This is a genomic window from Streptomyces sp. NBC_00390 (assembly GCF_036057275.1).
In the GTDB taxonomy this organism is placed as follows: Bacteria; Actinomycetota; Actinomycetes; order Streptomycetales; family Streptomycetaceae; genus Streptomyces.
In genome coordinates this window covers 312109-336027 of record NZ_CP107945.1, presented here as the reverse complement: position 1 = coordinate 336027, position 23919 = coordinate 312109, and the positions used below count along the sequence as shown (strand labels likewise).

The window sequence follows — 23919 nt, the reverse complement described above, 5'->3', positions numbered from 1 at the left end:
GCAAGGTATGGGACCGCACGTACACGCGCTGCCGTGAGGCTCCGGTCCGGGCGCTGAACCTACGTACCCGATTACGTGGTTCCCCTGAAGCCTCCAGGAGGTGCCGCGGAGGAGACTCATGCGACGGACGACGACGGGGGCTCAAATGACGGGCGGGTTTTCGGACGACCGGTGGGCGCTGCTGCTCTTCCCGGTGGCGCTGTGGGTGCCGTTCGGGCCCTTCATCATGGGAACCTGGGGGTGTGGTGCGCCCGTAGACCCGGCCGGCGGCCCCGGTTGTGGTCGGTGCTGGTGCCGCTGGAGCCGGTGGGGTTTCCGGTCACCCACACGGTGCTGCCCCTGGACGACTTGGACGATCCGATCCAAAGGGACGACTTTCTGGGCGTGCTCTACGTATTGGTCCTGGGCACAACGGCGCTGCCCTGGCTGCTCGGCCACGGCATCACGCGCGTGACGCGCACCCTGCGCGCCCGCCGGGGTCGGGTCTGATGGCGACGCGGGACGGGGAGTCCGCCACCACGACCGACCGAACCTCGCCGGCGTTTCGCGCCATCTCCGCCTACTTCGCCCTGTCGCTGGCCATCGCCGGGCTGTACGTGGCGTGGCTGTCCGGCGCGAAGGTCCTCGCCGGTGCCGGGTGGGTCGGCACCCCGGGCCGCCTCGTGGTCGAGCGGTGCGTGGACGACGAGTCGACCTCGTCCGACGGCGACGTCGTCCGGACGTACTGGTGCTCCGGCACCTTCCGCCCGGACGACGGCGGACCGGAGATCGAGCACGTCACGCTCAAGGGCGGCCGCGGCGACGCGTACGTGCCGCCGCGGCCGGGAAGCTGGTGCTACGGCAACTCGCCGGACCGTCCCTGGTGGTGCAAAGGTGACCGGCCGACCTCGCTTGCGGTGCGCCATCTCGGCGGCGAGGCGTGGATGTTCGGCAACGGCCTGCTCGTGCCAGGTCCCGTGTCGCTCCTCGGCCTGTGCGGCTTCGGGCTGGGGCTGCTGCTGGCCCTCCAGCAGATGTGGCCCGACCCCGACCGGCGCCCGCGGTGGCTCCGGCGCCGCATCTACGACATCTGCGTGGTCGGAATGCTCAGTTGGGTGGTACTACTGACCGCGCTGGCGTTCGACGTCAATGGCTGACGACGGGTCCGCGCCCAGCCGTGCCCAAGCACCCGATCGACGACCTACCGTACGCGGTGGTCACGTGTGGAGGGACATTCCCGAACTCGCCCGTGCACGTCCCTGAAGGACCTCGTCAGCCCACGCGGGACGGACAGCCTCCGGGCCAGGAAGGCCGTCCAAGGGGCGGAGCGGCTCCAGTCTCCGAGGCCACGGCACCGTGCCACGTTGCGTAGAACCGGTCTTGAGAGCCGTCGTGGCGCGAGCCACCGGGGTTCACATCCCACACCCACCGCGTGGCTTCCAGTAAGCACGTCAAGCCGGCTCGGACATTCTCAGAGGAAATGCCTGGCTCATTGAGCGTGCGGGAGCTGCCTCACACACCAAGCAGACCGATGGCGACATCGCTGTTTCCCTTCGTCGCGTTGCGTGATGCCGTGGCGGCGCTCAGAGGGTCGGGAAGAGCACTGCGAAGAAGAGCCACAGCAGTACGGACCAGAAGACCGCCGCCGCCAGCGACACGAGCAGGGAGCTGCGCCACCTCAGGACCAGGAACGGGAAGAGCACCAGCGCCGCCCAAAGTCCGGCCAAGTCGATCGACATGCGGGCGGCCTGTCCAAGGGTTCCCGCGCGCCCCGCGGCGATACGGCGCAGGAGCCGCTGGGAGACGAAACCGTAGAGGCCGAAGACGATCGGGAAGAGCCACAGCGGGGTGATCGTGACCAGCTCGGACTCGGAGAACTCGTTGAACATGACCAGGTAGACGAGGGCGGCGCCCAGCACACCGGCCATCAGCGCGGTCACGTAAAGGGCGGTCAGGACGGTCGGCTCCGCCGCACCGGCCGGTGCGGGATCGGGCGGGAGCACGGGCGAGGCGTATGGAACATCGGCCGACGGGGCCCGGACCACCTGGTGGCAGTGGGGGCAACGGACGTCCTGCTCGCCGCGGCAGGCCGGAGCCGAGATCAGGTGCCCGCACGAGGCGTGGAATTCGACTTGCTGACGCTGGTTCATGCGTTGCCTTCCCTGTACCGCTCCCATATTGCTTGACGCCGGTGACGCGTCGGTCGACCGAAACAGTTCCGACCCAAGGGGAAGAACGCCCAAGAGCATCCAGCCTGCCCCGACGCGCGGCTCGTGGAGCGATCTTCACAGCGGCTGGCCTCCCCGGCATCCGGGAAACTGCGTACTCGCACACGTAGTCGCGCGGACCCGTGGCGGTGCGGCTGGGCGAAGAGCCCGCGGTTGCCGTTCCGAGACGGCTCTGTCCGACGGTACTTGGGTGCGACGCAGAGCGCCCGGGGCGGTGTCGAGGAGGCGTGCGCAACGTGGGACCAGTGTCCTGGACGCGATGGAGGACGGGATCTACTCCGGCCGGGCCCGGCCAGGTCCTCTTCCGCTACTACGCCAAGTCCCTGGCTGAAGCGCGGAACCATGCGAACCGGCTGATCGAGGAGTCCATGCAGCGCTGGGAGGCACCGATGGGCGACGCGGAGGGCGACTTAGCGGGACCTTGGCCCGGAAGTGCCCCGGAACTGCTGGTCGGAGCTGGGATACCAGTGGGAGATATCGGGAGTAAGGGCGTATCTCGCCTGACCGCTCAGCCGTGCGCTGCGGAGGGCGCCTGACGGCATCTTCCTTGGTCAGGCGCCCTTTTCCTGTCGGCCGAGACGGTATCCCGGGACTGGGCAGATGCTCACCGGCATCGTCACCAAGTGGCTGCCGGACGACCGGGCCGACGTGCACCGTCGTGCCGTGATCTCTTCGGGGGCGGTGAGCCGGTTGTGATGGAGCTCAAGCCTGGGGCGAAGCCGTCTGTCAGCCCTCCTGGATGAAGCCCTCCCGCACCAGCCAGTCCTTCGCCACCTCGTGCGGGTCCTCCCCGTCCACGTCCACCCGCGCGTTCAGCCGCTGGGCCTCCGCCCCCGTCAGCCGCTTGGTGATCGGGGCGAGGACGTCGGCGATGGCGGGGTACTTCCTCATCGTGGCGCTGTTCATCTCGGGTGCTGCGTTGTAGTTGGGGAAGAAGTGCCGGTCGTCCTCCAGCACCTTCAGCTCGAGTTCCGGAATGCGGCCGTCGGTGGTGGCCGCCACGCCGAGGGTGCAGGCCGCGCCCTTGGCGACCTGGGTGTAGACGATGCCGTCGTCCATCTTTTTGAAGTTCCCGCGCCGGAGGGCGAATCCGTACGTCTTCGCCACGCCGGGCAGGCCGTCCTCGCGTACCGAGAACTCGCTTCCGCCGCAGATCGTCGCCGCGCCCGGGTCCTTCTTCGTCAGACGTGCCACGTCGGAGAGGGTGCGCAGCCGGTACTTCTGCGCATTCGCCCGGTTCGCGACCAGCGCGTAGGTGTTGTTGAGCGGGGCGGCGGGCAGCCAGGTGATGCCGTTGCGGCGGTCCTCGTCGCGTACGGCCTCCCACTGCTCGTACGGGTCGACGACCGGCTTGGTGTGACCGAGGTAGGTGATCCAGGCCGTGCCCGTGTACTCGTACATCCCGTCCGCCGCACCGGACTTGACCGCCTCGCGGGCACCGATCGAGCCCTGGATGTTCGTCCGGTCCAGGACTTCCGCGCCGGCCGCTTTGAAGACCAGCCCCATGATCTGGCCCAGGATGATCTGCTCGGTGAACTCCTTGGAGGTCACGGTCAGTTGGGCGCCCTCCAGCGGTCGCCCCTTCCCGATGGAGCCGGGCTGCACCGAGTCGGCCAGCGGGCTGCCGCTGGTCAGTCCGCAGCCGCTCAGCCCTGCGGCGGCGAGCAGCAGGGCGCCCGCGCCCGCGACGACCGTCCGTACCCGGGTCAGGCGCATCAGTCCACCTCCAGGCCGCGTGGGCGCAGCAGCAACTCGACGAGCATCCCCAGCCAGTCCACGATCAGCGCCATGGCGACCGTCAGTACGGAGCCGAGCACCAGCACCGGCATGCGCTGGTTGGTGATGCCGGAAGAGATCAGGTCCCCGAGTCCTCCTCCGCCGCCGAAGGTGGCCAGCGTCGCGGTGCCGACGTTCAGCACGAGCGCGGTCCGTACGCCCGCCAGGATGAGCGGTACGGCCAGGGGCAGTTCGACCCGGAACAGCACCAGCAGCGGCGACATCCCGATGCCGCGCGCCGCCTCCACGAGTGCCGGGTCGGTGGCCCTCAGGCCGGCCACGGTGTTGCTCAGCACCGGCAGCACCGCGAATGCCACGATGCCGACCAGGGCGGCTCGTTGGCCGATGCCGAGCCAGATCACCAGCAGCGCCAGCAGGCCCAGGGCCGGGGTCGCCTGGCCGATGTTGGCCGCCGCGACGAACGGCGGTGCGGCCCGGCGCAGGACCCCGCGCGTCAGCGCGATGCCCAGCGGGATCGCGATGATGAGCACGAAGAAGGTGGAGATCGCGACGAGTTCGGTCTGCTGGAGGAGTGCGGTGCGCACGGCTCCGTCTGCGAGGGCGTTCCTGGCGATCGCGTCCAGCTCGGTGGTGCGGAGATACAGCGCGGTGGCACCGAGGACGACCGCGACGAAGGCCGGCAGCGTCACCAGCTTCTGCCAGGTGATACGGGGCGGGACCCGGTCCAGTGCGGCGAGCCGGGTCACGGGCTCGTCATGCCCTGGCCCTGGAGCCGGCCCCGGGAACCCGTAGCCGGCCTCGGGAGCGGCTCCACCACCGGCCCCGACACCGGCCTCGCTCCGGCTCACGCGGGCTCACCCCGGCCGGTCGGCCGAGCCTCCTCGGCTCCCCGCTCGCCCGGCGCCCCGTGCATCGCGTTCAGCAGTGTCGACATGTCCACCACGCCGGCGTACGCGCCGTCCTGTCCCGTGACCGCGACGCGGCCCGCACGGTCGGCCAGCAGCGCCTCCAACGCGTCCCGCAGCGTCATGTCCACCCCGATCCGGCTCCGTACGGGGGTGCCCGCCGGCAATGGCAGCGGCTCTCCGGCGGGTTGCGCACTCTGGGCGTGCGTCAGGTCCTCGCGTCGCAGCCAGGAGTGCGGGCGCCGCTCACGGTCCAGTAGCAGCAGGTGGTCGGCGGAGGCGGAGCCCGCGTCCAGCAGGTGCAGGGCGGTGTCGAGCGGGTCGTCGACGGTGGCGGTCGGGACGTCGGCGAGCTCCACCTCCCGTACACGCTTGAGGTGCAGCCGCTTCACCCCGGCTCCCGCGCCCACGAAACCGGCGACGAAGTCGTCCGCAGGTCTGGCCAGGATCGCTTCCGGAGTGTCGAACTGGGCGATCTGCGACCGGTCGCGCAGCACCGCGATCCGGTCGCCGACCTTGATGGCCTCGTCGAAGTCGTGCGTGACGAAGACGATCGTCTTGCCCAACTCGCGCTGCAAACGGATGAGTTGGTCCTGCAGGCGTTCGCGTGTGATGGGGTCGACGGCCCCGAAAGGCTCGTCCATCAACAGCACGGGCGGGTCGGCGGCCAGCGCCCGCGCCACCCCGACCCGCTGCTGCTGGCCGCCGGAGAGCCGGCGCGGATAGCGGCCGCGGAACTCCCCGGGATCCAGCCCGACCAGTTCGAGCATCTCCTCGACCCGGTCCCGCACCTTCGCGCGCGGCCAGCCGGCCATCTTCGGAACGAGCGCGATGTTCTCGGCGACGGTCATGTGCGGGAAGAGGCCCGTGGCCTGGATGGCGTAGCCGATGGTGCGGCGGAGCGCCACGGGGTTGATGCCGGTGACGTCCTCGCCGCCGATGGTGATCCGCCCCGAGGTCGGCTCGATCAGCCGGTTGATCATCTTGAGGGTGGTGCTCTTGCCGCAGCCCGAGGGCCCCACAAGGATCACGGTTTCGCCGGCCGCGACGTCCAGGGTCACGTCCTCCACGGCCGGGGCTTGGCTGTCCCGATAGCGCTTGGTGAGGTTGTCCAGCCGGATACCCGCGCCGGCGGCGGCCGGCCGGTCGGGCCCGGCGGATCGGGCGGATCCGCTGGGGCCTTTGGCGCCGGACGTCGGGGAGGTCGGGTCGACGATTTCGGCAGAGTCAGCCACGGATCCCCCGTGAGATGGTGAGCCGTCCGATCAGCACGTAGCCGGCGTCGAACAGCAGGGCCAGGACGACGATTCCGAGCGTCCCCGACAGTACTTCGTTGAGCGCGTTCGCACTGCCCAGGCTGGAGATCCCGCGGAAGATCTGGTTGCCGAGCCCGGGCCCCGAGGCGAAGGCCGCGATCGCCGCGATGCCCATCAGCATCTGGGTCGACACCCGGACACCGGTGAGGATCGGCGGCCAGGCGAGGGGCAGTTCGACCCTGAGCAGCTGGGCGAACCGTGACATCCCCATGCCCTTGGCGGCCTCGACGAGGGCCGGGTCGATCCCGCGCAACCCGACGACGGCGTTACGGACCACGGGCAGCAGTCCGTACAGCGTCAGCGCGATGACGGTCGGCGCGACGCCGAGGCCGACGACCGGGACGAGCAGGCCGAGGAGAGCCAGGGAGGGGACGGTGAGGATGCTTGCGGTCGTGGTGATCGCGAGGTTTCCCGCCCACTCGGTGCGGTAGGTGAGGACGCCGATCAAGACCCCGAGCACCGTGGCGACGACCATGCACTGGAAGACGGCGCTGGCGTGCTGATAGGCGTCCACCAGCAGCTGCTGGTAGCGGGTGCCCAGGTACTCCCAGAAGCTCACTTCTCGGTCCCTCCCTCAAGGCCGGTCCTCCAGCGGTCAGCGGTCCATACGGCGCCTGCCGCGGCGCCTGGCGCACCAGTGGGAGTGATCCGGAGCGCCCCGGATTCTCCAACCTGATCGCCGTCGAGGCCCGCACGATGCCATCGAATCCCACCATCCGGTCGATCACGCGCTGCAAGTCGGCATTCGAGCGTGCCACCAAACGGCACAGCATGTCACCACCCCGCCAGCGGCGAGGAGTACTTGGGCCGCGCCCGACGGGTGCCGCATCACCGGCTCAGCAAACTCGCACTGCTCGCCAACCGCTGACCCACCCGGGCATCCGACACGACTCTCCCCGGGTGGCGGGGGAGTAAGAGCAGCTGTGGGGATTTTCAGGGCTCTGTCCGCAGTTCAGTGAATTCAAAGGGGGCGGCGACGCCGAAGGTGGGGGACGGTTCGGAGCGGTCCAGGGCGTTGGTGGTCAGCGCCGCCGTGGGCGAGGCGTCGATCGACCAGCCCACCACGCGTCGCGAGAACGTGTTCAGGACGACCGCGCAGTACACCTTGCCCTCAAAGGTGGGGTGCTCGGTGATGTCGGTGACCCATAACTGGTCCCGGGCGTGGCGGGTGAAGTTCCGCTCCACCAGGTCGGTGACGGATGGGGTCACGTGCTTGGCGCGGGAGCGCCGGTTGCCGGGCAGGCCGTGCAGGCCCGCGCGCTGCATCAGCAGCTCCACGGTGCCGTGGCTGACATGGATGCGCAGGCCCAGACCGAGCTCGGCGTGCACCCGGCGGGACCCGTAGGTGGCGCGGGAGGCGGTGTGGATGCCCACGATGGCCTCTGTGCGTCGAGGTCGCCGGCCTGGACGTCGGGCTTGCCGTCTTGAGGCTCGTAAATGTTGAGACGAAATGACGGCGCTTTTGTCGCAAAAACAGGTGTTCGTTGTCGGCTGCGTACCCGGAGAAGCACGCGGATGAACGTGCCCAGCTCGCGACACCTGCCAATCCTTCTTGACCTGAACCTTGGTTGAGGTCTTAACGTCACGGCATGTTGATCACCGCCTGATGACAGGAGAAGACCTCATGATCCTCGTGACCGGGGCCACCGGAAATATAGGAAGTGCCCTCTTGGAAGAGCTCCAGGCGTTCGGCGCCGGACCGTTGAGGGGGCTCACCCGTGACATTGCACGGGCCGCTTTCCCGGAAGGGGTCGAAGCCGTTGCTGGTGACTTCGCTGAGACAGCCTCACTGGAGCCCGCATTGGAGGGGGTCCGAGCGCTGCTTCTTGTGTCACGCATGGGTCCGGACGCCGAGATCATCGAGGCGGCCCAGCGGGCAGGCGTGGAACACGTAGTGCTGGTCTCGTCCATTACCGTCCAGACCCATCCGCACCTGGGCCCCGCCGGCGAGAACCTGACTGTCGAGCAACTGCTCAAGGAGAGCGGCATGACGTGGACGATCCTGCGGCCGACACAGTTCGCCTCGAATGCCCTGTGGTGGGCGGGAACGATCCGCGAGCACGAAACGGTCCGCGTGCCCTATGCAGACACCGGTCTCCCTACGATCCACCCTGCGGACATCGCATCGGTGGCTCGGGTGGCACTGACCGAGTCCGGCCACCAAGAGCGGACGTATGCGCTGACTGGTCCGGAGAGGGTCACGGCCCGGCAACAGGTCGGGGCCATCGCGACCGTACTGGGGCGGAAGGTGCCGTTCGCCGAGATCAGCCGACAGGAAGCCCATCGTCAGATGACCGTCTTCCTGGGCGACGAAGCCGCTGACGCGGTGCTTGACCTGACGGGTGGCGACGTCAACGACGAGCTGCTCATGGTGCGTGACACAGTTCCCCAGATCACCAGTGCCCCAGCCAGGACGTTTCAGCAATGGGCCTCAGAGAATGCCACCGCCTTCCGCTGAGCCGCCCGATTCTGAGCACGTTCATCGTGCCCCGACAGCAGGACGGCTAGCCGTCGGGGCAGGCAGTGGGGCAGAGATCAGCCGGCCTTGGCGGGCTCCTCAGCTCGTGCCCGGGTGCTGGCCAGGCGGCAGGAATCGGTGCCGGTTTCGAGGATGGTGCCGTTGAAGGTGAGGCGGTCGACGATGGCCGCGCAGAGGCGGGGGTCGGTGAAGGCCTTGGTCCAGCCTCCAAAGGACTCGTTGGAGGCGATGTCGGCGTACGGCCTCGGCTCCCCAGCCGCGTACAGGTGAACGTCCCCAGGTGCTGGTACGCGTTCGTGAGCGGACCTCGTGAGGTCGCAAGATCGTCTGCGGTAGTCGGGTTGGCTCAGGAATCCGACTCATCACTGCCCGACTCGCCGCGCCGCCCGGAACGTACCGTGCTTCGCACGACAGCCTCCTTGAAAGCCGCCGCAGCGCGTCCTGTCAGGACGAACCTGCGCGGGCGGTCGTCGGCATGGGTGAACTGGACGACACCGTCACGCCTGCCAAGGCTGATGTTGGTGAAGGCGTAACCGATCCGAACGGGCCCGGGTTCCCTGCCCGCCAGCCGAGCCGCGACGACATCGGCCACACCTCGGCCCATGTGCAGCGCTGTCTGGCAGGACATCCGGCTCGGTGCCCCGCTCACCGACACCCCGGCCGCCGCGTCGCCGACGGCGTACACCTCGGGGTGCGAGACCGAGCGCAGGGTGGCGTCGACGAGCATCCGGCCGCTCTCATCCGTGGCGAACCCTGCCATGCGAGCCAGCTCCGGCGCACGGAACCCGGTGGTCCATACAACGGCGTCAGCGGCGAATGGCGCGCCATCGCGGATGTCCAAGCCGTCCTTCCGCACTGCCGCGACGACGGTCTTCGGATGAAGCGAGACCTCCAGTCGCTCGAGAGCACGCCGCAGGTGGGTCCGGGCTCGCGGCGTGAGCCCGGACCCAACGTCATCGGCACCGGTGAACAGTCGGACTCGCAGCTCGGGATAGCTCTCGGCCAGCTCGGAGGCGGTTTCCAGGCCGGTCAGCCCTCCGCCGACCACCGCAACAGTGCCGCCTGGTGCAATCTCGGCAACCCTGTGCCGCAACCGCGTCGCCTGCTCAGGGGCGGCGACGGCGTACGCATGCTCGACTGCCCCCGGGGCATCGTCGAGCCGCGCCCGGCTGCCCACCGCATACACCAGGGTGTCGTAGCCGATCGCTCCGGGCGCGAGGTCCAGACACACGGTCCGGTCAGTGGTGTCGATCGAGGTCACGCGTGCGACGACCAGTTGGACCGATGTACCGGTGAGCTGCTGACGCAACGACGGCGCCGCCCATCTCTGCCCGGCGGCCAGCTGATGGAGCCGGACCCGTTCCACGAACCGGTCTGAGGCATTGACCAGCGTGATGGTGACATCGCTGCGGCGCAGCTTGCGGGCGAGGCGCTTGGCCGCCAGCAGACCGGCGTAACCGGCGCCCACGACGACGAGGCGATGGCTCATGGCATGACTTCCTCTGGGAGTATGGGCGGCTTCGGTGCCACCCTGGACAATCGGCCGCACATCGGTGTCAGACTGCGGATCTGGACACGGCGACTGCCCAGGCGATGTACAGGACGTTCACCACCAGCCGAGCCACCGCGCCGACCGGCCGATCCAGAAGCCGGGGCCGGTCCGGCCGCGCGCGTCGCAGCGCGTCCACGTGGGACACCAGGTAACAGGCGATCAGGACGGCGGCGGCCCAGCCTCCGGCCGGCCGGCTGCACGGAACCAGCACCAGCGCACCCACCACGACCTCTGCCGCCCCCGTGACGGCCACGAGGAACCTCTCCCGGCGGAGCCAGGCGGGCACCAACATGCGGAAGTAGCTAGGGACCAGGAAATGCATGACCCCCGTGACGATCAGGAACACCGCCAACGCGACGGCAGCGATAGCGTGCATGGCACAATGATCCGTTCACCGCGTGCCTGGGCACTTGAACAAAACGATCGCCGCGTCGTCTTCGCCTCCGGCGCCGAGGCGACGATGTTCGCCGAATCCCGCCCGTTCCGCGTCGCCCCACACCAGCTGCCCGCGTGGAAAGCCGTGCTGCCGATGGGCGGCCATGCCGAACTCCTCCAGCCGGGACGGCCCATGGTGGCGGCGCCCGGGCTGATCGTTCCGCCCCAGCTGGCCCACAGCTGCGCGTCGACCTCGCCCTACATCGCCCTGTTCATCGACTCCTGGCTGCTGCCCTCATGCCCGGGACCGATACGGCTCGATGCCGGCGAGGTCCGCCGCCTGCTCGCCGCGCTCGGCACCCCCGATTCCGACGGTCCCGGCACCGGTGTGGACCTGGCCGCCGGATACACCGAGCTGCGGGCACTCGCTGGGTGCCCGAACCCGCTCGATCCGAGAGTCGCTCACGCCGTCCACCTGTGCACGTTGCGCGATCCGGACATGCCCATCACCTCCATCGCCAACGAGGTCGGCCTGTCGGCCCCACGGCTGCGCGCTCTGGTCCGGCAGGACGTGGGCATTGCGCTTAGCCGCTTGCGCCGATGGGGTCGGCTCCGCAGCGCGATCACCGATCTGCCGGATTCGACTGCCGCCCTGGCCGCAGCCACCGCAGGCTTTGCCGACCAGGCCCACCTCACCCGTACTGCGCGGGACTTCATAGGGCGTACGCCTGCCTCTCTGCGACACACTGAAGCGTAGGGCGGCCCTTGCCGGCCCGACATGCCCCGTCCCCTGAGAGATCTGGCGGCCCGGGCCTTCCCTCAGGTACTCAACCGGCTTCAGGGCGGGGGACGTATTGCTGTACCTGACCGGGCCGCGTTCAGGCGTACGCCGACAGGCGATAGCGACGCTGTTCTTCTCCTCGCGTTCGGTCAGGACCTGGAAGAGGAGTTCGGCGCCGTGGCGGTCGAGTTCCATGTATCCCAGCTCATCGATGCAGAGAAGATCGACGCGGCCGTAGCGGGCGATGGTCTTGTTCAGCTGTTTCTCGTCGGCGGCCTCGACCAGCTCGTTGACCAGCTTCGTCGCGAGCGTGTAGCCCACCCGATAGCCCTTCATCGCGGCTTCGGTGCCCAGAGGTGGCGGCGGCCTCTTCTTTCTCCGAGTGGCAGGTCACCAGGGTTGCGTCGATGTCCAGGGCGGCACAGGCCAAGCCCAACACGATGGGCAAGGAGCGCTGGGGACTTCTGAACGTGAAGGGTGGTGTGGTGACTGCAGGTAAGGAATGGACGGATGACGGCGCTGTCCATGAGATCCACTCCCTGAAACGGCGAGCAGCCAAGGCCACGCGGCCGGTTCCTATCCCACCAGTGCTCGTCCGCATGTTGCGCGAGCACATACGAACCTTTGGAGTGGCACCCGACGGACCTCTCTTCCGCAACGCAGCGGGGAACTACATCGATGCCTCGGCGTACGGCATTACCTGAGGGCAAGCGCGTGAGGCCACTCTCGCCCTTGACGAGCACGCCCCTGAGCTGGCGAAACGCCCCTACGACCTGCGCCACGCCGGCATCTCGTTCTGGTTGGCCTCCGGAGTCGACCCCGCCGAGTGCGCGCGCCGAGCCGGACAAAGCATCCAGGTCCTCTTCCGCTACTACGCCAAGTCCCTGGCTGAAGCGCGGAACCATGCGAACCGGTTGATCGAGGAGTCCATGCAGCGCTGGGAGGCACCGATGGGCGACGCGGAGGGCGACTTAGGCCGTGTATCGAAAGTGGATCTTGGGCTGTGAATGATCACGGTTCATGGGTCGGGGAGATCTCACGGACGAGCAGTGGGCAGTGCTGGAGCCGCTGTTGCCGAAGGGTGCCAGGGCGGGGCGGCCGCCCGTCTGGCCTCGGCGGCAGCTGATCGACGGCATACGGTTCCGTGTCCGGACCGGCGTTCCGTGGCGGGACGTGCCCGCCGAGTACGGCCCGTGGAACCGGGTCTACGACCTGTTCCGCCGATGGCAGAGGAACGGCACCTGGCACCGGATCCTCACCCGCCTCCAGTCCCTGGCCGACGCGAAGGGCGCGATCGTCTGGGACCTGAACGTCGACTCCACGGTCTGCCGCGCCCACCAGCACGCGGCCGGCGCCCGTAAGCAGGGCGACCTGCAGAAGGAACCACCGGGCGGTGTCTTCACCGAGCCCCGTGATCATGGGCTGGGACGGTCGCGCGGCGGGTTCACCACCAAGCTCCACCTGGCTGTCGAGCAGGGCCAGAAACCCATGGCCATCGTGGTCACGGCCGGGCAGCGCGGGGACTCGCCGCAGTTCGAACCGGTGCTGGAGAGGGTTCGCGTGCCCCGCGTCGGTCCGGGCCGGCCACGGGTCCGTCCCGATCGCGTGCGGGCGGACAAGGCGTACGCCTCCCGCAGGAACCGTGCCTACCTGCGCCGCCGCGGGATCCGCTGCACCATCCCCGACAAGGCCGACCAGGCCCGCAACCGCCGGAAGCGCGGTTCCCGCGGTGGCCGGCCGCCTCGCTTCGACCCGGTCGACTACCGCGAACGCCACGCGGTCGAGTGCGGGATCAACCGCCTCAAGAGACACCGCGCTGTCGGTGAGGTCGACTCGGGGCGCCCTGCCGGTGTCTCCATCGGTGGGTTTCCCCGAGCCGCCTCCCGAACCCGGCGTGCCCGTCTCCGGGCACCGGGCTCTCCGCAAATCCAGTTTCGGCGTGTTCAGTTCTTCATGCCGTAATGGGCCACGGGGTCGGGATGAGTGTCCCCCGGTATCGGTATCTGGTCGTGCTTACCTTTGCCGGGTTGAACAGTTCCGCTTCCTCCGTGACAGGCCACCAGCCATCGCCGTAATAACGTCGGCGGAGCTGCTTCCAAGTGATCCCGGGATGCTTGCGCCGGATCCACCGTGTCACCCTCATCCACGTGTAGTGGCTGAGGTAGCAGAAAGCGACGTTCGACACTCCGGGACGGAAGTACGCGCACCATCCCCGCAACACCGGGTTCAGCCGGTGGAGCAAGGACTCCAACGACAAGCCGACGTTCTGCCGTCCGGTCAGTTCCTTCACCTTGGCCGTTGCGGAACGCACTGATTTCCGTGCCGGATAGGTGTAGATGTACTGCCGGTCAGTGCCCCGCTTCCGGTGACGCTGGATGCGCCATCCGAGAAAATCAAGGCCCTCGTCGATGTGCGTGATCTTTGTCTTCTCCACCGACAGGCGAAGGCCCATCGGCTTCAACGCCTCCGCGACCTCGTCGCGTAATTCCTCGGCGTGCTCACGGCGCCCGAAGACAAGCACGAGGAAGTCATCCGCATACCGGACCAGCCGGTAGTTGGGCAACCCCCGGCGCCGTCTCCTGCGCCGATCCTCGGAGGCGCTGTCTGCTCCTCCGGGGGCCTGGGCGATGTGCTCGTCCAGGACCGAGAGCGCGATGTTGGCCAGCAGCGGCGACAGGATCCCGCCCTGCGGGGTCCCAGTGCGTGTGTCCGTGAAGGCTCCGTCCCGGGACAGGATCCCGGACTTCAAGAACGCCTTCACCAGGGACAACACCCGCTTGTCCCCGATCCGATTCCTCACCCGTTCCATGAGGGCCGGGTGCGAGATCTCGTCGAAGCACGCCGTGATGTCGCCCTCCACCGCCCATTCATATCCGTGGCTGGCGAGATAGCGAGTCTCGGCGATCGCGTCATGAGCCCGGCGGTTCGGGCGGAACCCATAGGAACACGGGAGGAACTCCGCTTCGAACACCGGCTCCAGCACCAGTTTCAAGGACGCCTGGACCACCCGGTCCGCCACGGTCGGAATCCCAAGACGACGAAGCTTGCCGTTCGCCTTGGGAATCATCCGCTCACGGACGGGAACCGGTCGGAAGCTGCGGTCTCTGATCCGAGTCCGCAGCCTGCCGAGAAACATCTCGACCCCCTGCCCGGCCTCGATGGAGCGTGCGGTCTTCCCGTCCACTCCGGCCGTGCGGGCACCCTTGTTTCCCCGGACACGATCCCACGCCACCAACAGGAAGGCAGGATCGGCCACGAGGTTGAACAGATCGTCGAACCTGCGATGAGAATCATCAGCAGCCCAACGGTGCAGCTTGGTCTGGATCTCCAGTACCCGGCGCTCGGCCTTCATCAAGGCCCACTCCAGCTCGTCGGTATTCACCGGCGACAACCTCCTGGCATTCCAGTGTCCTTACTGCCGACTTGCTGGCCCCCTTCCCCATGTGGCCGGCTCTCCCGGCCTCCGAGTACTACGGAGCCTCCGTCCTGCCCGACGACCATCAGCCGGCGATGGGCCTGCCCTCCACCGGACTGGAGGTCCGGCTTGGGGCGACCGCGGGCAGTTCCCACGTTCACCACGGAATCGATCGACGGGTGAGGTGCCCAGCTCTACCCCGGCAGCATCGCCACGCTTACGCCGCAGGCTTTCGGCGTGGCCTCCCCGCCGATACGTGGAGTCGGCTTCGGAGTCGATCACCGGCCAGCGGTGGTCGTGCACTGCGTCCGGCCCAGATCCGCCAGGTTCGAGCCGGTGTCGTAATTACGGGGCGTCAGACACTGATTCCTCGCGTGCACCTTCCCGTCTCGCTAGCCGGACCCGGGCTGTCTGGCAGTGCCAGCCCGTCCCGACGTTGTCGGGGCTGCTTACCGCCCACCTCGGCATCCCCCGAGGCGAACTGCCCCCTGCTTCAACCAGGTTGCTGCGACAACCCGGCGGTGAAGGTCTCTCACCTCACTCGACTCCATGGCGCCTCGTGGCGCACCAACCCGGTACGACAAACTCGCCGTCCGCTACGAGGCGACCGTGCTGGTCGCGGCCATCAACGAATGGCTGTGATCAGCACGAGCCACGACTCAAGCCCATACCGCTTTGACCACCGCGTGGCCTGCCGAAGCCGCCTGTCCGTAGAACTCTTGGAGGTTCCTGTGATGTTCGAGGTGCTCCTGCTTGGTCCGGCCGAGGGCGCTGAACCTTGCGTCGACGACGTTCCACAGCTCGTCGAAAGAGACAGTCGTAAGGAAACGCGCGGCCTGTGACACCCCAGACGGCTCCAGAAGCATCAGCGGGGGATCGGAGGGATCGGCGTCAGCGCTGTGGGGTACCGGGCGGCCGCCGTAGATCGGCAAATTCCAGGGCTCGTCGGCGTCTGTATAGAGGGCATCGGCGGCTGCGTAGAAGTCGTTTACAGCGTCCCAGCCCTTGTTGATCGAGTGGGCGATGCCTGCGGCGTACTCGGCGTCGTCGTTTTCCCAAGCCTCTGACATGAACGCGGCGAGCCAGGTGTGGTCATCCCGGATCTCGGACTCAGCCACGGCACGAAAGTGCAGGTAGATGCTCACTACGACGAATCCCTCAGCTCCACGACCCACCTGTCAGGCCGAACGGACAGAACCTACTTGAGGGCACTGACAGCCACGTGCCGTCGAAATCGGCTCGCGGTGCTCAGCAGGACTCTTTCGATACACGGCCTAGCGGGACCTTGGCCCGGAAGTGCCCCGGAACTGCTGGTCGGAGCTGGGATACCAGTGGGAGATATCGGGAGTAAGAGCGCATCTCGCCTGACCGCTCAGCCGTGCGCTGCGGAGGGCGCCTGACAAGCAACTTCCGTGGTCAGGCGCCCTTTTCCTGTCTAGAAGAAGCCCAGCTTCTTGGGTGAGTACGACACCAGCAGGTTCTTCGTCTGCTGGTAGTGGTCCAGCATCATCCGGTGCGTCTCGCGGCCGATACCCGACTGCTTGTAGCCCCCGAAGGCAGCGTGCGCCGGGTACGCGTGGTAGCAGTTCGTCCACACGCGGCCCGCCTGGATGGCCCGGCCCGCGCGGTAGGCGGTGTTGATGTCGCGGGTCCAGACACCCGCGCCGAGCCCGTACAGCGTGTCGTTCGCCGCGGAGATCGCGTCCTCGAAGTCGGAGAAGGACGTGACGGCGACGACCGGGCCGAAGATCTCCTCCTGGAAGACCCGCATACGGTTGTCGCCCTCGAAGATCGTCGGCTGCACGTAGTAGCCGCCCGCCAACTCGCCGCCGTGCTCGATGCGCTGACCCCCGCTCAGTACCTTCGCACCCTCCTGCTGGCCGATGTCCAGATACGAAAGGATCTTCTGGAGCTGCTCGTTGGACGCCTGCGCGCCGATCATCGTCTCGGTGTCCAGCGGATTGCCGGGCACGATCAGCTCCGTGCGAGCGATGCCGGCCTCGAGGAACTCGCCGTAGTGCCCGCTCCCGATCAGCGCCCGCGACGGACAGGTGCACACCTCACCCTGGTTGAGGGCGAACATCGTGAAGCCCTCCAGTGCTTTGTCGCGCAGGTCGTCATCGACCGCCCAGATGTCGTCGAAGAAGATGTTCGGCGACTTTCCGCCGAGCTCCAGCGTGACAGGCTTGAGGTTCTCGGAGGCGTACTGCATGATCAGCCGCCCTGTCGCGGTCTCTCCCGTGAACGCGATCTTCGCGACCCGGCTGCTGGACGCGAGCGGCTTGCCCGCCTCCTCGCCGAAGCCGTTGACGATGTTCACCACGCCCGGCGGCAGCAGATCGGCGACCATGCTCATCCAGAGGTGGATGGACACAGGGGTCTGCTCGGCCGGCTTGAGCACCACCGCATTGCCCGCCGCCAGCGCCGGAGCCAGCTTCCAGGTCGCCATCAGGATGGGGAAGTTCCACGGAATGATCTGCGCGACCACACCCAGCGGCTCATGGAAGTGGTAGGCGATCGTGTCGTCGTCGAGTTCGCTGAGCGAACCCTCCTGGGTGCGCACGGCGCTGGCGAAGTAGCGGAAGTGGTCGATGGCGAGCGGAATGTCGGCGGCCAGAGTCTCACGCACCGGCTTGCCGTTCTCCCAGCTCTCGGCCACCGCGAGCCGTTCGAGGTTCGCCTCCATCCGGTCCGCGATCCTGAGCAGGACGGTGGCGCGTTCGACGGGGGAGGTCCGTCCCCACGCCGGTGCGGCGGCATGTGCCGCATCCAGCGCCCGCTCCACGTCCTCGGAGGTGCCACGGGCCACCTCGGTGAAGGGCCTGCCGTTGACCGGACTCGGGTTCTCGAAGTACTGCCCGCGGGCGGGCGGGACGTAGGCGCCGCCGATCCAGTGGTCGTAGCGGGACTCGTACGAGACGATCGCGCCGTCCGTACCGGGCGCTGCGTAACGGGTCATGTCCAACCTCCCGGGAGTGTGCCGTCCGACGTTGGACGGCACGCGCCGCGAGGCTAGGAGCCACAACGTTGCAACCAGGTTGCGGTCGGGTGCGCTCGGCCACCCGTCGCCGTCAGCCCGCCTTGATCAGATCCGCGCACTTCTCGCCGATCATCATCGTGGTGATGCACGGATTGACCGTGGGCAGGAACGGCATCACTGACGCGTCCGCGACCCGCAGCCCGCTGACGCCCTTCACCCGCAGCTGCGGGTCGAGCGGGGAGGAACGGTCATGGGCCGCACCCATCCTGACCGTGCAAGCCGGGTGGTACACGGTGTTGTGGGTGTCGCGGATGTACGAGAACAGCTCCTCGTCGGTCGTGGTGTCCGGGCCGGGCGCGAGTTCGGCGCCGGCCCACGGCGCGAGCGGGGCCTGGGACGCGATCTCGCGCGCCAGGCGCAGCCCGTAGATCATCACCCGGATGTCGTGCTCGTGCGTGAAGTACCGCGGGTCGACCTTCGGCTTGTCCCGGAAGTCCCGGCTGCGCAGCCGCACGGTGCCCTCCGAGCGTGCCCGGGTGACGTTCGGGGTGAGGCAGAACGCGTTGTCCGTGGTCGGGTAGCCGCGCCGGTAGGTGTTCATGTCGAAGGGCACCGAGCCGTAGTGCAGCATCAGATCCGGCCGGTCCAGGCCCGGTTCGGTGTCGGCGAAGACACCGATCTCCCACCACTGGGTGGAGGTGGTGACCATGGGCTGCTTCGCCTCCCACATGATCACTGCCTCGGGATGGTCCTGGAGATGGGATCCGACCCCGGGGGAGTCGACCCGGACGTCCACCCCGCTCTCCCGCAGATGCCGGGCGGGCCCGATGCCCGAGAGCATCAGAAGTTTCGGCGAGTCGATGGCCCCGCAGCACACGATCACCTCGCGCCGGGCCCGTACCACTGCTGAATGGACCGTGTCGGGCTGCAGATACTCCACACCCGAGCAGCGCGCGCCCTCGTCGAACAGCAGCCGCTTGGCCTGCAGCCCCGTCCGCACATCGAGGTTCGGCCGCTTGCCGAGAACGGGATGCAGATAGGAGACCGAGGCGGAGGAGCGGGTGCCGTCCGAACGGGCGTTGATCTGGAACCAGTTCGCGCCGCGCACGACCGTACGTCCCGTGTTGAACGGTCTGGTCGGGATGCCCGTCGCCGCGCAGGCGGCCAGCAGCGCCGTGCCGCAGGGGTCGTCGGGCGGCACGGTGCGAATCGTCACCGGCCCGGAGCGGCCATGGTGGTCACCGGGCGCGTCGTTGGTCTCCAGCCGCTGGTACAGCGGGAAGCAGTCCGCTGCGCTCCAGCCGGTGCAGCCCATCGCCGCCCATTCGTCCAGGTCCTCGGCCGGCGCCCAGAAGGCGATGCAGGAGTTGTGCGAGGAGCAGCCGCCGAGCACCTTGGCCCGGGCGTGCCGCAAGAAGCTGTTGCCGTTCTCCTGCGGCTCCACCGGGTAGTCCCAGTCGTAGCCGGATTCCAGCAGCTCCATCCACCGGTTCAGCCGCAGAATTCTCTCGTCGCCGACGTCGGAGGGGCCTGCCTCCAGCACACAGACACTGACCTCGGGGTCCTCCGACAGCCGTGCGGCGACGACCGCACCGGCGGTGCCGCCGCCGACCACGACATAGTCGAATTCGGGCGGCAGGGCTTGAGCGGCCATGGCGTCTCCAGGATCGGGGACCAGGGGGTGGAGGGAGGTCATCAGGAGGGTGACGTGGGTTCGGCGGCCGTCTGCGTCGCATGCTCGGCCAGCACCCCTGTCCTGTGACGCTGCACGAACCAGTAGTAGGCGAAGCCGCCGACCGCGACGATGCCGATGAACAGGAACGCGCCCCAGCGCAGATACCAGTGCTGGTCCCCGGTGGCGTTGTAGACCTCGGCGCGCGGCCAGGCGAGGTTGAGGGACATCGCCGCACCCCACAGCACGGCGAGGATGTTGATCGGAAGTCCCAGCCGGCCGAGCGAGAACCGGCCCTCCTTCGGATGCCAGCGGCCGCGCAGGCGCTGGATCAGCATCGGCAGCGTGACCAGCAGATACGCCAGATAGATCATGATGATGGCGATGCTGGTGATCACCGAGAAGATCTGCGGCTGGTTGATGTTGATGACCAGGATGACCACCCCCACGACGCCGATGACGACCGCGGGAACCACCGGCGTCCGGAAGCGGGGGCTGACCCGGGCGAGCACCGACCCCACCGGGAGGTTGTTGTCCCTGGCCATCGCGAACATGAGCCGGATGCCGGCGGCATGCACCGCGAGGACGCAGACGGTGATCGCGACGACCACGCACCACAGGAAGATTTCGCCGATGGTCGCTCCGAGGGTCACCAGCACCACGTACTGCAGGCCTTCCGTGGCCAGCTCGTCCGCCTGCAGGTCCGGTACGGCCAGCAGAGCGAACAGCAGGATGAAACCGCCGATGACGAACGAGGCGATCAGCGCCCGCAGGATCGCGCGGGGCGCGTTGCGGGCGGGGTTGTGCGACTCCTCCCCGAGTGACGAGGCCGTGTCGAAGCCGTACATCACATAGGCGGAGGCGAGCGAGGCGGTGAGGAAGGCGCCCAGGTAGCCGAGGGGTTCGCCGGCTCCCTTGCCGGCGGTGTCGAAGAGCACGCTGCTGGGCCCGCGGGTGATGTGGGCGGCCAGGAAGATGACCAGGGCGACGGCGGCGATCAGCTCGATGAACACTCCGGCGGAGTTGATCCGGGCCATGAGCTTGACCCCGAATGCGTTGACCAGCGTCGAGAACAGGATGAGCGCCGAGCCCAGCAGGACGGCGTTGGCCGCCGCGTCGTTCTCACCGCTCCCGTCGCCCACGAACTGGAACCCGGCGTCGATCCGCGGCAGCGTGATCTGGTATGCGAGCGCCACGGCCGAGAGCGTGACCATGGTGGCCGTCATCATCATCCAGCCGCCGAGCCAGCCCACATGCGGACCGCCCATCTTCTTCGACCAGTTGTAGACCGATCCGGCGACCGGGTAGCGGGCCGCCAGCTCGCAGAAGCACAGCGCCACCATCAGCTGGCCGGCGAACACCATCGGCCAGGACCACCAGTAGGCGGGGCCGCCGAAGGCCACGCCGAAGTAGAACAGCTGGAAGGTGCCTGTCAGGATCGAGATGTAGCTGATCCCGGCGGCGAAGGTGTGGAAGTTGCCGAGGGTGCGTTTCAGTTCGGGGCGGTAGCCCAGTTCGGTGAGCGAATCGTCGTCGTGTCCGCCTCCGCCGGCCCCCGGCGCCGCGTCGGCCCGGTCCGTCGTCATTCGAACCACCTCTGCGGCCGCGGGTCCAGATTCCGCCAGATGTGCTTGGTCTCCTGGTACTCGGCCAGGCCTGCCGGGCCGAGCTCGCGACCGAAGCCGGACTGTTTCATCCCGCCCCACTCCGCCTGTGGCACATACGGATGGAAGTCGTTGATCCACACCGTGCCGGCCCGCAGCCGGGACGCGACCCGCTGCGCCCGGCCGACGTCCTGCGACCAGACCGCGCCGGCCAGCCCGTACATCGTGTCGTTGGCGACCGCGACCGCCTCCTCCTCGTCACGGAAGCGTTCGACGGTGAGCACGGGGCCGAACGACTCGTCGCGCACCACCGACATGCCCGGTGTGCACTCGTCCAGCACGGTCGGCAGATAGTAGTAACCGTCGGCCAGCGACGGATCCGCCGGCGGTGTGCCGCCGCAGCGCAGCACCGCACCCTCGGCCAGCCCCGCCGCCACGTACGCCGCGACCTTGTCCCGGTGCGCGGCCGAGATCAGCGGACCCGTGCGGGCCTCCGGATCGAACGGGCCGCCCACCCGAATCGCCCGGGCCCGCCGGATCAGCTCGTCGACGAACCGGTCGTGCAGGCTGTGCTGCACCAGCAGCCGCGCCCCGGCGGAACAGACCTGGCCCGAGTGGAGGAACACCGCCATCAGGGCGTGGTCGACGGCGGCCTCGAAGTCCGCGTCGGCGAACACGACGTTCGGGTTCTTGCCGCCGAGCTCCAGGGCGACCTTCTTCACCGTGGGCGCGGCGGCGGCCATGATGCGCCTCCCGGTCACCAGACCGCCCGTGAAGGACACCAGATCGACCCTGGGGTCCTCGGTCAGCGGCCCGCCGACGGCCGGCCCCGCTCCGAGGACGAGATTGGCCACCCCGGCGGGCAGTCCAGCCTCGGTCAGCAGCCGCATCAGCATGACGGCGGTGTGCGGCGTCAGTTCGCTCGGCTTGAGGACGAAGGTGTTGCCCGCGCCGAGCGCGGGGGCGACCTTCCACGCGGTCTGCAGCAGCGGATAGTTCCACGGGGTGATCAGGACGCACACCCCGACCGGCTCGTGCACCACCCGGCTGTCCGTCCGCGGGTTGCCGGTGTCCACGATCCTGTCGGTGCCGCCTGCCGCCGTCAGGTGTCCGAAGTAGCGGAAGCAGGCGGCGATGTCGTCCATGTCGTACTCGCTCTCCACGAGCCGCTTCCCGGTGTCCAGGGATTCGGCGCGGGCGAGTGCGTCCTTGTCGCGCTCCAGCAGATCGGCGACGCGGAGCAGCAGCCGGCCGCGTTCGGCGGCCGGTGTGTGCGGCCACGGACCGCTGTCGAAGGCGTCGCGCGCGGCGGCGGCCGCCGCAGCCGCGTCCTTCGGGCCCGCCTCGTCGACCACGGCCACGAGCGTGCCGTCGGCGGGGCAGCGGATCTCGCGCACCTGCCCGTCGACGGCGGTGGTCCACTCGCCACCGATGAACAGCTCCGGCATCGCGCACCTCCGGGGTCGGACGGCCGGGCACCGCCTGGGTGCTCCACCCAATGACCCTACGGAGAGCGGACCGGGTCCGCAGTGCGGGAGCGGGCAATCGGTACCAGGAGTGGTCGCACCATTGTTCGGGTATGGGTGTGCGGGCCATTCCGGTGGGCCGTCAGCAGCCCTGCAGCCGGTCCAGCTCCTGCGCGCGGGCCAGTGCCACGGGACGCTGCGCCGCGGGCAGCGCGCAGGCCAGCGCCTGCCACACGGCGAGATCGTCCTCGCCCCACGGGCTGTACGCCCAGTCCGCGAGCAGCCCCGGGTCGCCGCGCGCGATCAGCGCCGTACGCAGCTGGTTCGCCAGCCGCTCGCGGGTACGCGCGACCGCGGGCGCCTGCGAAGCGGGCAGCAGCGGGCCCGGATACGCGCCGAGCGCGCCGGTCACCGCGCCCGACGCCAGCTGCCGGGCCACCGTCCGGAAGTCCGCCTCGACGGGCACGGCGAGACGGTACGGGCGTGAGAGCAGCAGCTCCGGGCCGAGCAGATGCCGCAGCCGCGACAGCTCCGCCCGCAGGGTGACCGAGCTGACCGACTCGTCCTCGTACAGTGCCACCAGCAGTTCGTCGCCGCCTATGCCCTCGGGACGCGCCGCCAGGACCGCGAGGATCTCGCTGTGGCGCCGGCTCAGCCGCAGTGTCCGTCCCCCGGCCGTCAGCAGCGCCTCGTCCCTGCCCAGCGCGCTCAGCCGGACAGAGCCGGCCGTGACAGGCGGTGCGAGCAGCGCCAGCTGCGACTCGGCGGCCCGGGCCACCGCCCCGACGAACGCCAGGCTGTGCGGATGGGCCAGCCGGTCCCCGCCGGTGATGTCGACCGCGCCGAGCACCCGCCCCGTTCCCGGGTCGTGGATCGGAGCCGCGGCGCATGTCCATGACTGCACGGGGCGGCGGAAGTGCTCGGCGGCGAACACCTGGACCGGCCGGTCCACGGTGATCGCCGTCCCCGGCGCGTTCGTCCCGGCGACCGCCTCGGCCCAGCGCGCACCGGGCACGAAGTTCATCCGGCCCGCCTTGCGGCGGGTCGCCGGCGGACCCTCGACCCACAGCAGCCGGCCGTGCGCGTCGCACACCGCGACCAGATGCTCCCCGTCCATGGCGTAGGCGCCCGTCAGCTCCCTCACCAGCGGCATCACCCGCGCCAGCGGATGGCTCTCGCGGTAGGCGCCGAGATCCTCACCGGCCAGCTCGACACCCGCCACACCCTCCGGACTGACCCGCGCCCGGGCCGAGCGCCGCCAGGAGTCGGCGACCACGGGACGCACGGGCTGCTCGACCCGTCCCGCCGTCAGATACGCGCTGTGTGCCCGGCGCAGGGCGGCGATGCGCTCCGCCGGATCCGTGCCGGGCTCAAGGGCCACCCATGTATCGCTCAACTCGGCCTCCCGCGGCCCATCGTGAACCAGGCTG

General features: G+C 68.8%; 21 protein-coding genes and 3 pseudogenes. 6 read left to right on the top strand and 18 right to left on the bottom strand.

The features are described from left to right. The first annotated feature begins 285 nt into the window (after positions 1–285). Positions 286–489: a hypothetical protein gene (locus OHS70_RS01465; protein ID WP_328392769.1), complete on the top strand. Its 204-nt coding sequence runs from the start codon at positions 286–288 to the stop codon at positions 487–489. Beyond that, entirely contained in the window at positions 489–1136 is a 648-nt protein-coding gene (locus tag OHS70_RS01460; protein WP_328392767.1) for a hypothetical protein, read from the top strand. The genes OHS70_RS01465 and OHS70_RS01460 overlap by 1 nt, the downstream gene beginning before the upstream one ends. A 426-nt stretch (positions 1137–1562) precedes the next feature. On the opposite strand, the gene OHS70_RS01455 is transcribed toward OHS70_RS01460, so the two are convergent. The 7 genes and pseudogenes from OHS70_RS01455 to OHS70_RS01425 form a co-directional block, all read right to left on the bottom strand. Further along, the gene (locus tag OHS70_RS01455; protein ID WP_328392765.1) at positions 1563–2129 is read right to left on the bottom strand and encodes a hypothetical protein; all 567 of its coding nucleotides are present in this window, start codon (positions 2127–2129) and stop codon (positions 1563–1565) included. 804 nt (positions 2130–2933) lie between these two features. Next, on the bottom strand, positions 2934–3923 hold the full coding sequence (locus tag OHS70_RS01450; RefSeq protein ID WP_328392763.1) for a glycine betaine ABC transporter substrate-binding protein: 990 nt from the start codon (positions 3921–3923) through the stop codon (positions 2934–2936). After that, on the bottom strand, positions 3923–4690 hold the full coding sequence (locus OHS70_RS01445) for an ABC transporter permease (protein ID WP_328405353.1): 768 nt from the start codon (positions 4688–4690) through the stop codon (positions 3923–3925). The genes OHS70_RS01450 and OHS70_RS01445 overlap by 1 nt, the downstream gene beginning before the upstream one ends. 98 nt (positions 4691–4788) lie before the next feature. Continuing rightward, complete coding sequence (locus OHS70_RS01440) at positions 4789–6084, bottom strand: betaine/proline/choline family ABC transporter ATP-binding protein (RefSeq protein ID WP_443062547.1); 1296 nt, start codon at positions 6082–6084, stop codon at positions 4789–4791. Then, positions 6077–6724 carry an ABC transporter permease gene (locus OHS70_RS01435; RefSeq protein WP_328392761.1) on the bottom strand — a complete coding sequence of 216 codons (648 nt, stop codon included), beginning with the start codon at positions 6722–6724 and terminating at the stop codon, positions 6077–6079. The genes OHS70_RS01440 and OHS70_RS01435 overlap by 8 nt, the downstream gene beginning before the upstream one ends. Positions 6725–6782: 58 nt before the next feature. Beyond that, a pseudogene (locus OHS70_RS01430) lies at positions 6783–6944 on the bottom strand (Lrp/AsnC family transcriptional regulator); the annotation flags it as partial. A gap of 154 nt (positions 6945–7098) precedes the next feature. Further along, the gene (locus tag OHS70_RS01425) at positions 7099–7539 is read right to left on the bottom strand and encodes a DDE-type integrase/transposase/recombinase (protein WP_328392759.1); all 441 of its coding nucleotides are present in this window, start codon (positions 7537–7539) and stop codon (positions 7099–7101) included. Positions 7540–7789: 250 nt separating this feature from the next. On the opposite strand from OHS70_RS01425, the gene OHS70_RS01420 reads away from it, so the two are divergent. After that, positions 7790–8623, top strand: a complete 834-nt coding sequence (locus OHS70_RS01420) for an NAD(P)H-binding protein (protein WP_328392757.1) — start codon at positions 7790–7792, stop codon at positions 8621–8623. A 77-nt stretch (positions 8624–8700) separates the two neighbouring features. Here the strand turns inward: OHS70_RS01420 and OHS70_RS01415 are convergent. The 3 genes and pseudogenes from OHS70_RS01415 to OHS70_RS01405 form a co-directional block, all read right to left on the bottom strand. After that, positions 8701–8874, bottom strand: a pseudogene (locus OHS70_RS01415) (ATP-binding protein); the annotation flags it as partial. 116 nt (positions 8875–8990) lie between these two features. Beyond that, positions 8991–10133 (bottom strand): NAD(P)/FAD-dependent oxidoreductase, encoded by a 1143-nt coding sequence (locus OHS70_RS01410; RefSeq protein WP_328392755.1) that lies wholly within the window; start codon positions 10131–10133, stop codon positions 8991–8993. Positions 10134–10200: 67 nt separating this feature from the next. Then, positions 10201–10572, bottom strand: coding sequence for a MauE/DoxX family redox-associated membrane protein (locus OHS70_RS01405; RefSeq protein ID WP_328392753.1), 372 nt, complete (start codon positions 10570–10572; stop codon positions 10201–10203). Here OHS70_RS01405 and OHS70_RS01400 point away from each other — a divergent pair. Further along, positions 10513–11328, top strand: a complete 816-nt coding sequence (locus tag OHS70_RS01400) for a helix-turn-helix domain-containing protein (protein ID WP_328392751.1) — start codon at positions 10513–10515, stop codon at positions 11326–11328. The genes OHS70_RS01405 and OHS70_RS01400 overlap by 60 nt on opposite strands. 138 nt (positions 11329–11466) lie before the next feature. On the opposite strand, the pseudogene OHS70_RS01395 reads toward OHS70_RS01400, so the two are convergent. After that, a pseudogene (locus OHS70_RS01395) lies at positions 11467–11706 on the bottom strand (ATP-binding protein); the annotation flags it as partial. 53 nt (positions 11707–11759) lie between these two features. Between OHS70_RS01395 and OHS70_RS01390 the strand changes: the two are divergent. Together OHS70_RS01390 and OHS70_RS01385 are read left to right on the top strand one after the other, a co-directional pair. Further along, positions 11760–12056 carry a hypothetical protein gene (locus tag OHS70_RS01390; RefSeq protein ID WP_328392749.1) on the top strand — a complete coding sequence of 99 codons (297 nt, stop codon included), beginning with the start codon at positions 11760–11762 and terminating at the stop codon, positions 12054–12056. A gap of 316 nt (positions 12057–12372) precedes the next feature. Continuing rightward, positions 12373–13314: an IS5 family transposase gene (locus tag OHS70_RS01385; protein ID WP_328392747.1), complete on the top strand. Its 942-nt coding sequence runs from the start codon at positions 12373–12375 to the stop codon at positions 13312–13314. On the opposite strand, the gene ltrA is transcribed toward OHS70_RS01385, so the two are convergent. The 7 genes from ltrA to OHS70_RS01350 all read right to left on the bottom strand — a co-directional run bounded on the left by ltrA (position 13304) and on the right by OHS70_RS01350 (position 23885). Beyond that, the gene (gene ltrA, locus OHS70_RS01380; protein ID WP_328392745.1) at positions 13304–14704 is read right to left on the bottom strand and encodes a group II intron reverse transcriptase/maturase; all 1401 of its coding nucleotides are present in this window, start codon (positions 14702–14704) and stop codon (positions 13304–13306) included. The two genes, OHS70_RS01385 and ltrA, sit on opposite strands and share 11 nt — an antisense overlap. Positions 14705–15426: 722 nt before the next feature. Then, a complete protein-coding gene (locus OHS70_RS01375; RefSeq protein ID WP_328392742.1) occupies positions 15427–15912 on the bottom strand; it encodes a DUF1877 family protein in 486 nt (161 codons plus the stop codon). Between the two features lie 290 nt (positions 15913–16202). Next, positions 16203–17726 carry an acetaldehyde dehydrogenase ExaC gene (gene exaC, locus OHS70_RS01370; protein ID WP_328392740.1) on the bottom strand — a complete coding sequence of 508 codons (1524 nt, stop codon included), beginning with the start codon at positions 17724–17726 and terminating at the stop codon, positions 16203–16205. Between the two features lie 112 nt (positions 17727–17838). Further along, positions 17839–19401, bottom strand: coding sequence for a GMC family oxidoreductase (locus OHS70_RS01365; protein WP_328392738.1), 1563 nt, complete (start codon positions 19399–19401; stop codon positions 17839–17841). 41 nt (positions 19402–19442) lie between these two features. After that, positions 19443–21005, bottom strand: coding sequence for an APC family permease (locus OHS70_RS01360; protein ID WP_328392736.1), 1563 nt, complete (start codon positions 21003–21005; stop codon positions 19443–19445). Continuing rightward, the gene (locus tag OHS70_RS01355) at positions 21002–22471 is read right to left on the bottom strand and encodes an aldehyde dehydrogenase family protein (RefSeq protein WP_328392734.1); all 1470 of its coding nucleotides are present in this window, start codon (positions 22469–22471) and stop codon (positions 21002–21004) included. Before OHS70_RS01355 ends, OHS70_RS01360 begins: the two co-directional genes overlap by 4 nt. 160 nt (positions 22472–22631) lie before the next feature. Next, positions 22632–23885, bottom strand: a complete 1254-nt coding sequence (locus tag OHS70_RS01350) for a GAF domain-containing protein (protein ID WP_328392732.1) — start codon at positions 23883–23885, stop codon at positions 22632–22634. Positions 23886–23919: the final 34 nt, after the last annotated feature.

Excerpts from the sequence above, each read along its gene's own strand:
- OHS70_RS01365 (WP_328392738.1), bottom strand. The coding sequence starts at position 19,401 with ATGGCCGCTCAAGCCCTGCCGCCCGAATTCGACTATGTCGTGGTCGGC.
- OHS70_RS01455 (WP_328392765.1), bottom strand. The coding sequence starts at position 2,129 with ATGAACCAGCGTCAGCAAGTCGAATTCCACGCCTCGTGCGGGCACCTG.
- OHS70_RS01360 (WP_328392736.1), bottom strand. The coding sequence starts at position 21,005 with ATGACGACGGACCGGGCCGACGCGGCGCCGGGGGCCGGCGGAGGCGGA.
- OHS70_RS01355 (WP_328392734.1), bottom strand. The coding sequence starts at position 22,471 with ATGCCGGAGCTGTTCATCGGTGGCGAGTGGACCACCGCCGTCGACGGG.
- exaC (WP_328392740.1), bottom strand. The coding sequence starts at position 17,726 with ATGACCCGTTACGCAGCGCCCGGTACGGACGGCGCGATCGTCTCGTAC.
- ltrA (WP_328392745.1), bottom strand. The coding sequence starts at position 14,704 with ATGAAGGCCGAGCGCCGGGTACTGGAGATCCAGACCAAGCTGCACCGT.
- OHS70_RS01390 (WP_328392749.1), top strand. The coding sequence starts at position 11,760 with ATGTCCAGGGCGGCACAGGCCAAGCCCAACACGATGGGCAAGGAGCGC.
- OHS70_RS01450 (WP_328392763.1), bottom strand. The coding sequence starts at position 3,923 with ATGCGCCTGACCCGGGTACGGACGGTCGTCGCGGGCGCGGGCGCCCTG.
- OHS70_RS01460 (WP_328392767.1), top strand. The coding sequence starts at position 489 with ATGGCGACGCGGGACGGGGAGTCCGCCACCACGACCGACCGAACCTCG.
- OHS70_RS01400 (WP_328392751.1), top strand. The coding sequence starts at position 10,513 with ATGCATGACCCCCGTGACGATCAGGAACACCGCCAACGCGACGGCAGC.
- OHS70_RS01420 (WP_328392757.1), top strand. The coding sequence starts at position 7,790 with ATGATCCTCGTGACCGGGGCCACCGGAAATATAGGAAGTGCCCTCTTG.
- OHS70_RS01385 (WP_328392747.1), top strand. The coding sequence starts at position 12,373 with ATGGGTCGGGGAGATCTCACGGACGAGCAGTGGGCAGTGCTGGAGCCG.
- OHS70_RS01405 (WP_328392753.1), bottom strand. The coding sequence starts at position 10,572 with ATGCACGCTATCGCTGCCGTCGCGTTGGCGGTGTTCCTGATCGTCACG.
- OHS70_RS01410 (WP_328392755.1), bottom strand. The coding sequence starts at position 10,133 with ATGAGCCATCGCCTCGTCGTCGTGGGCGCCGGTTACGCCGGTCTGCTG.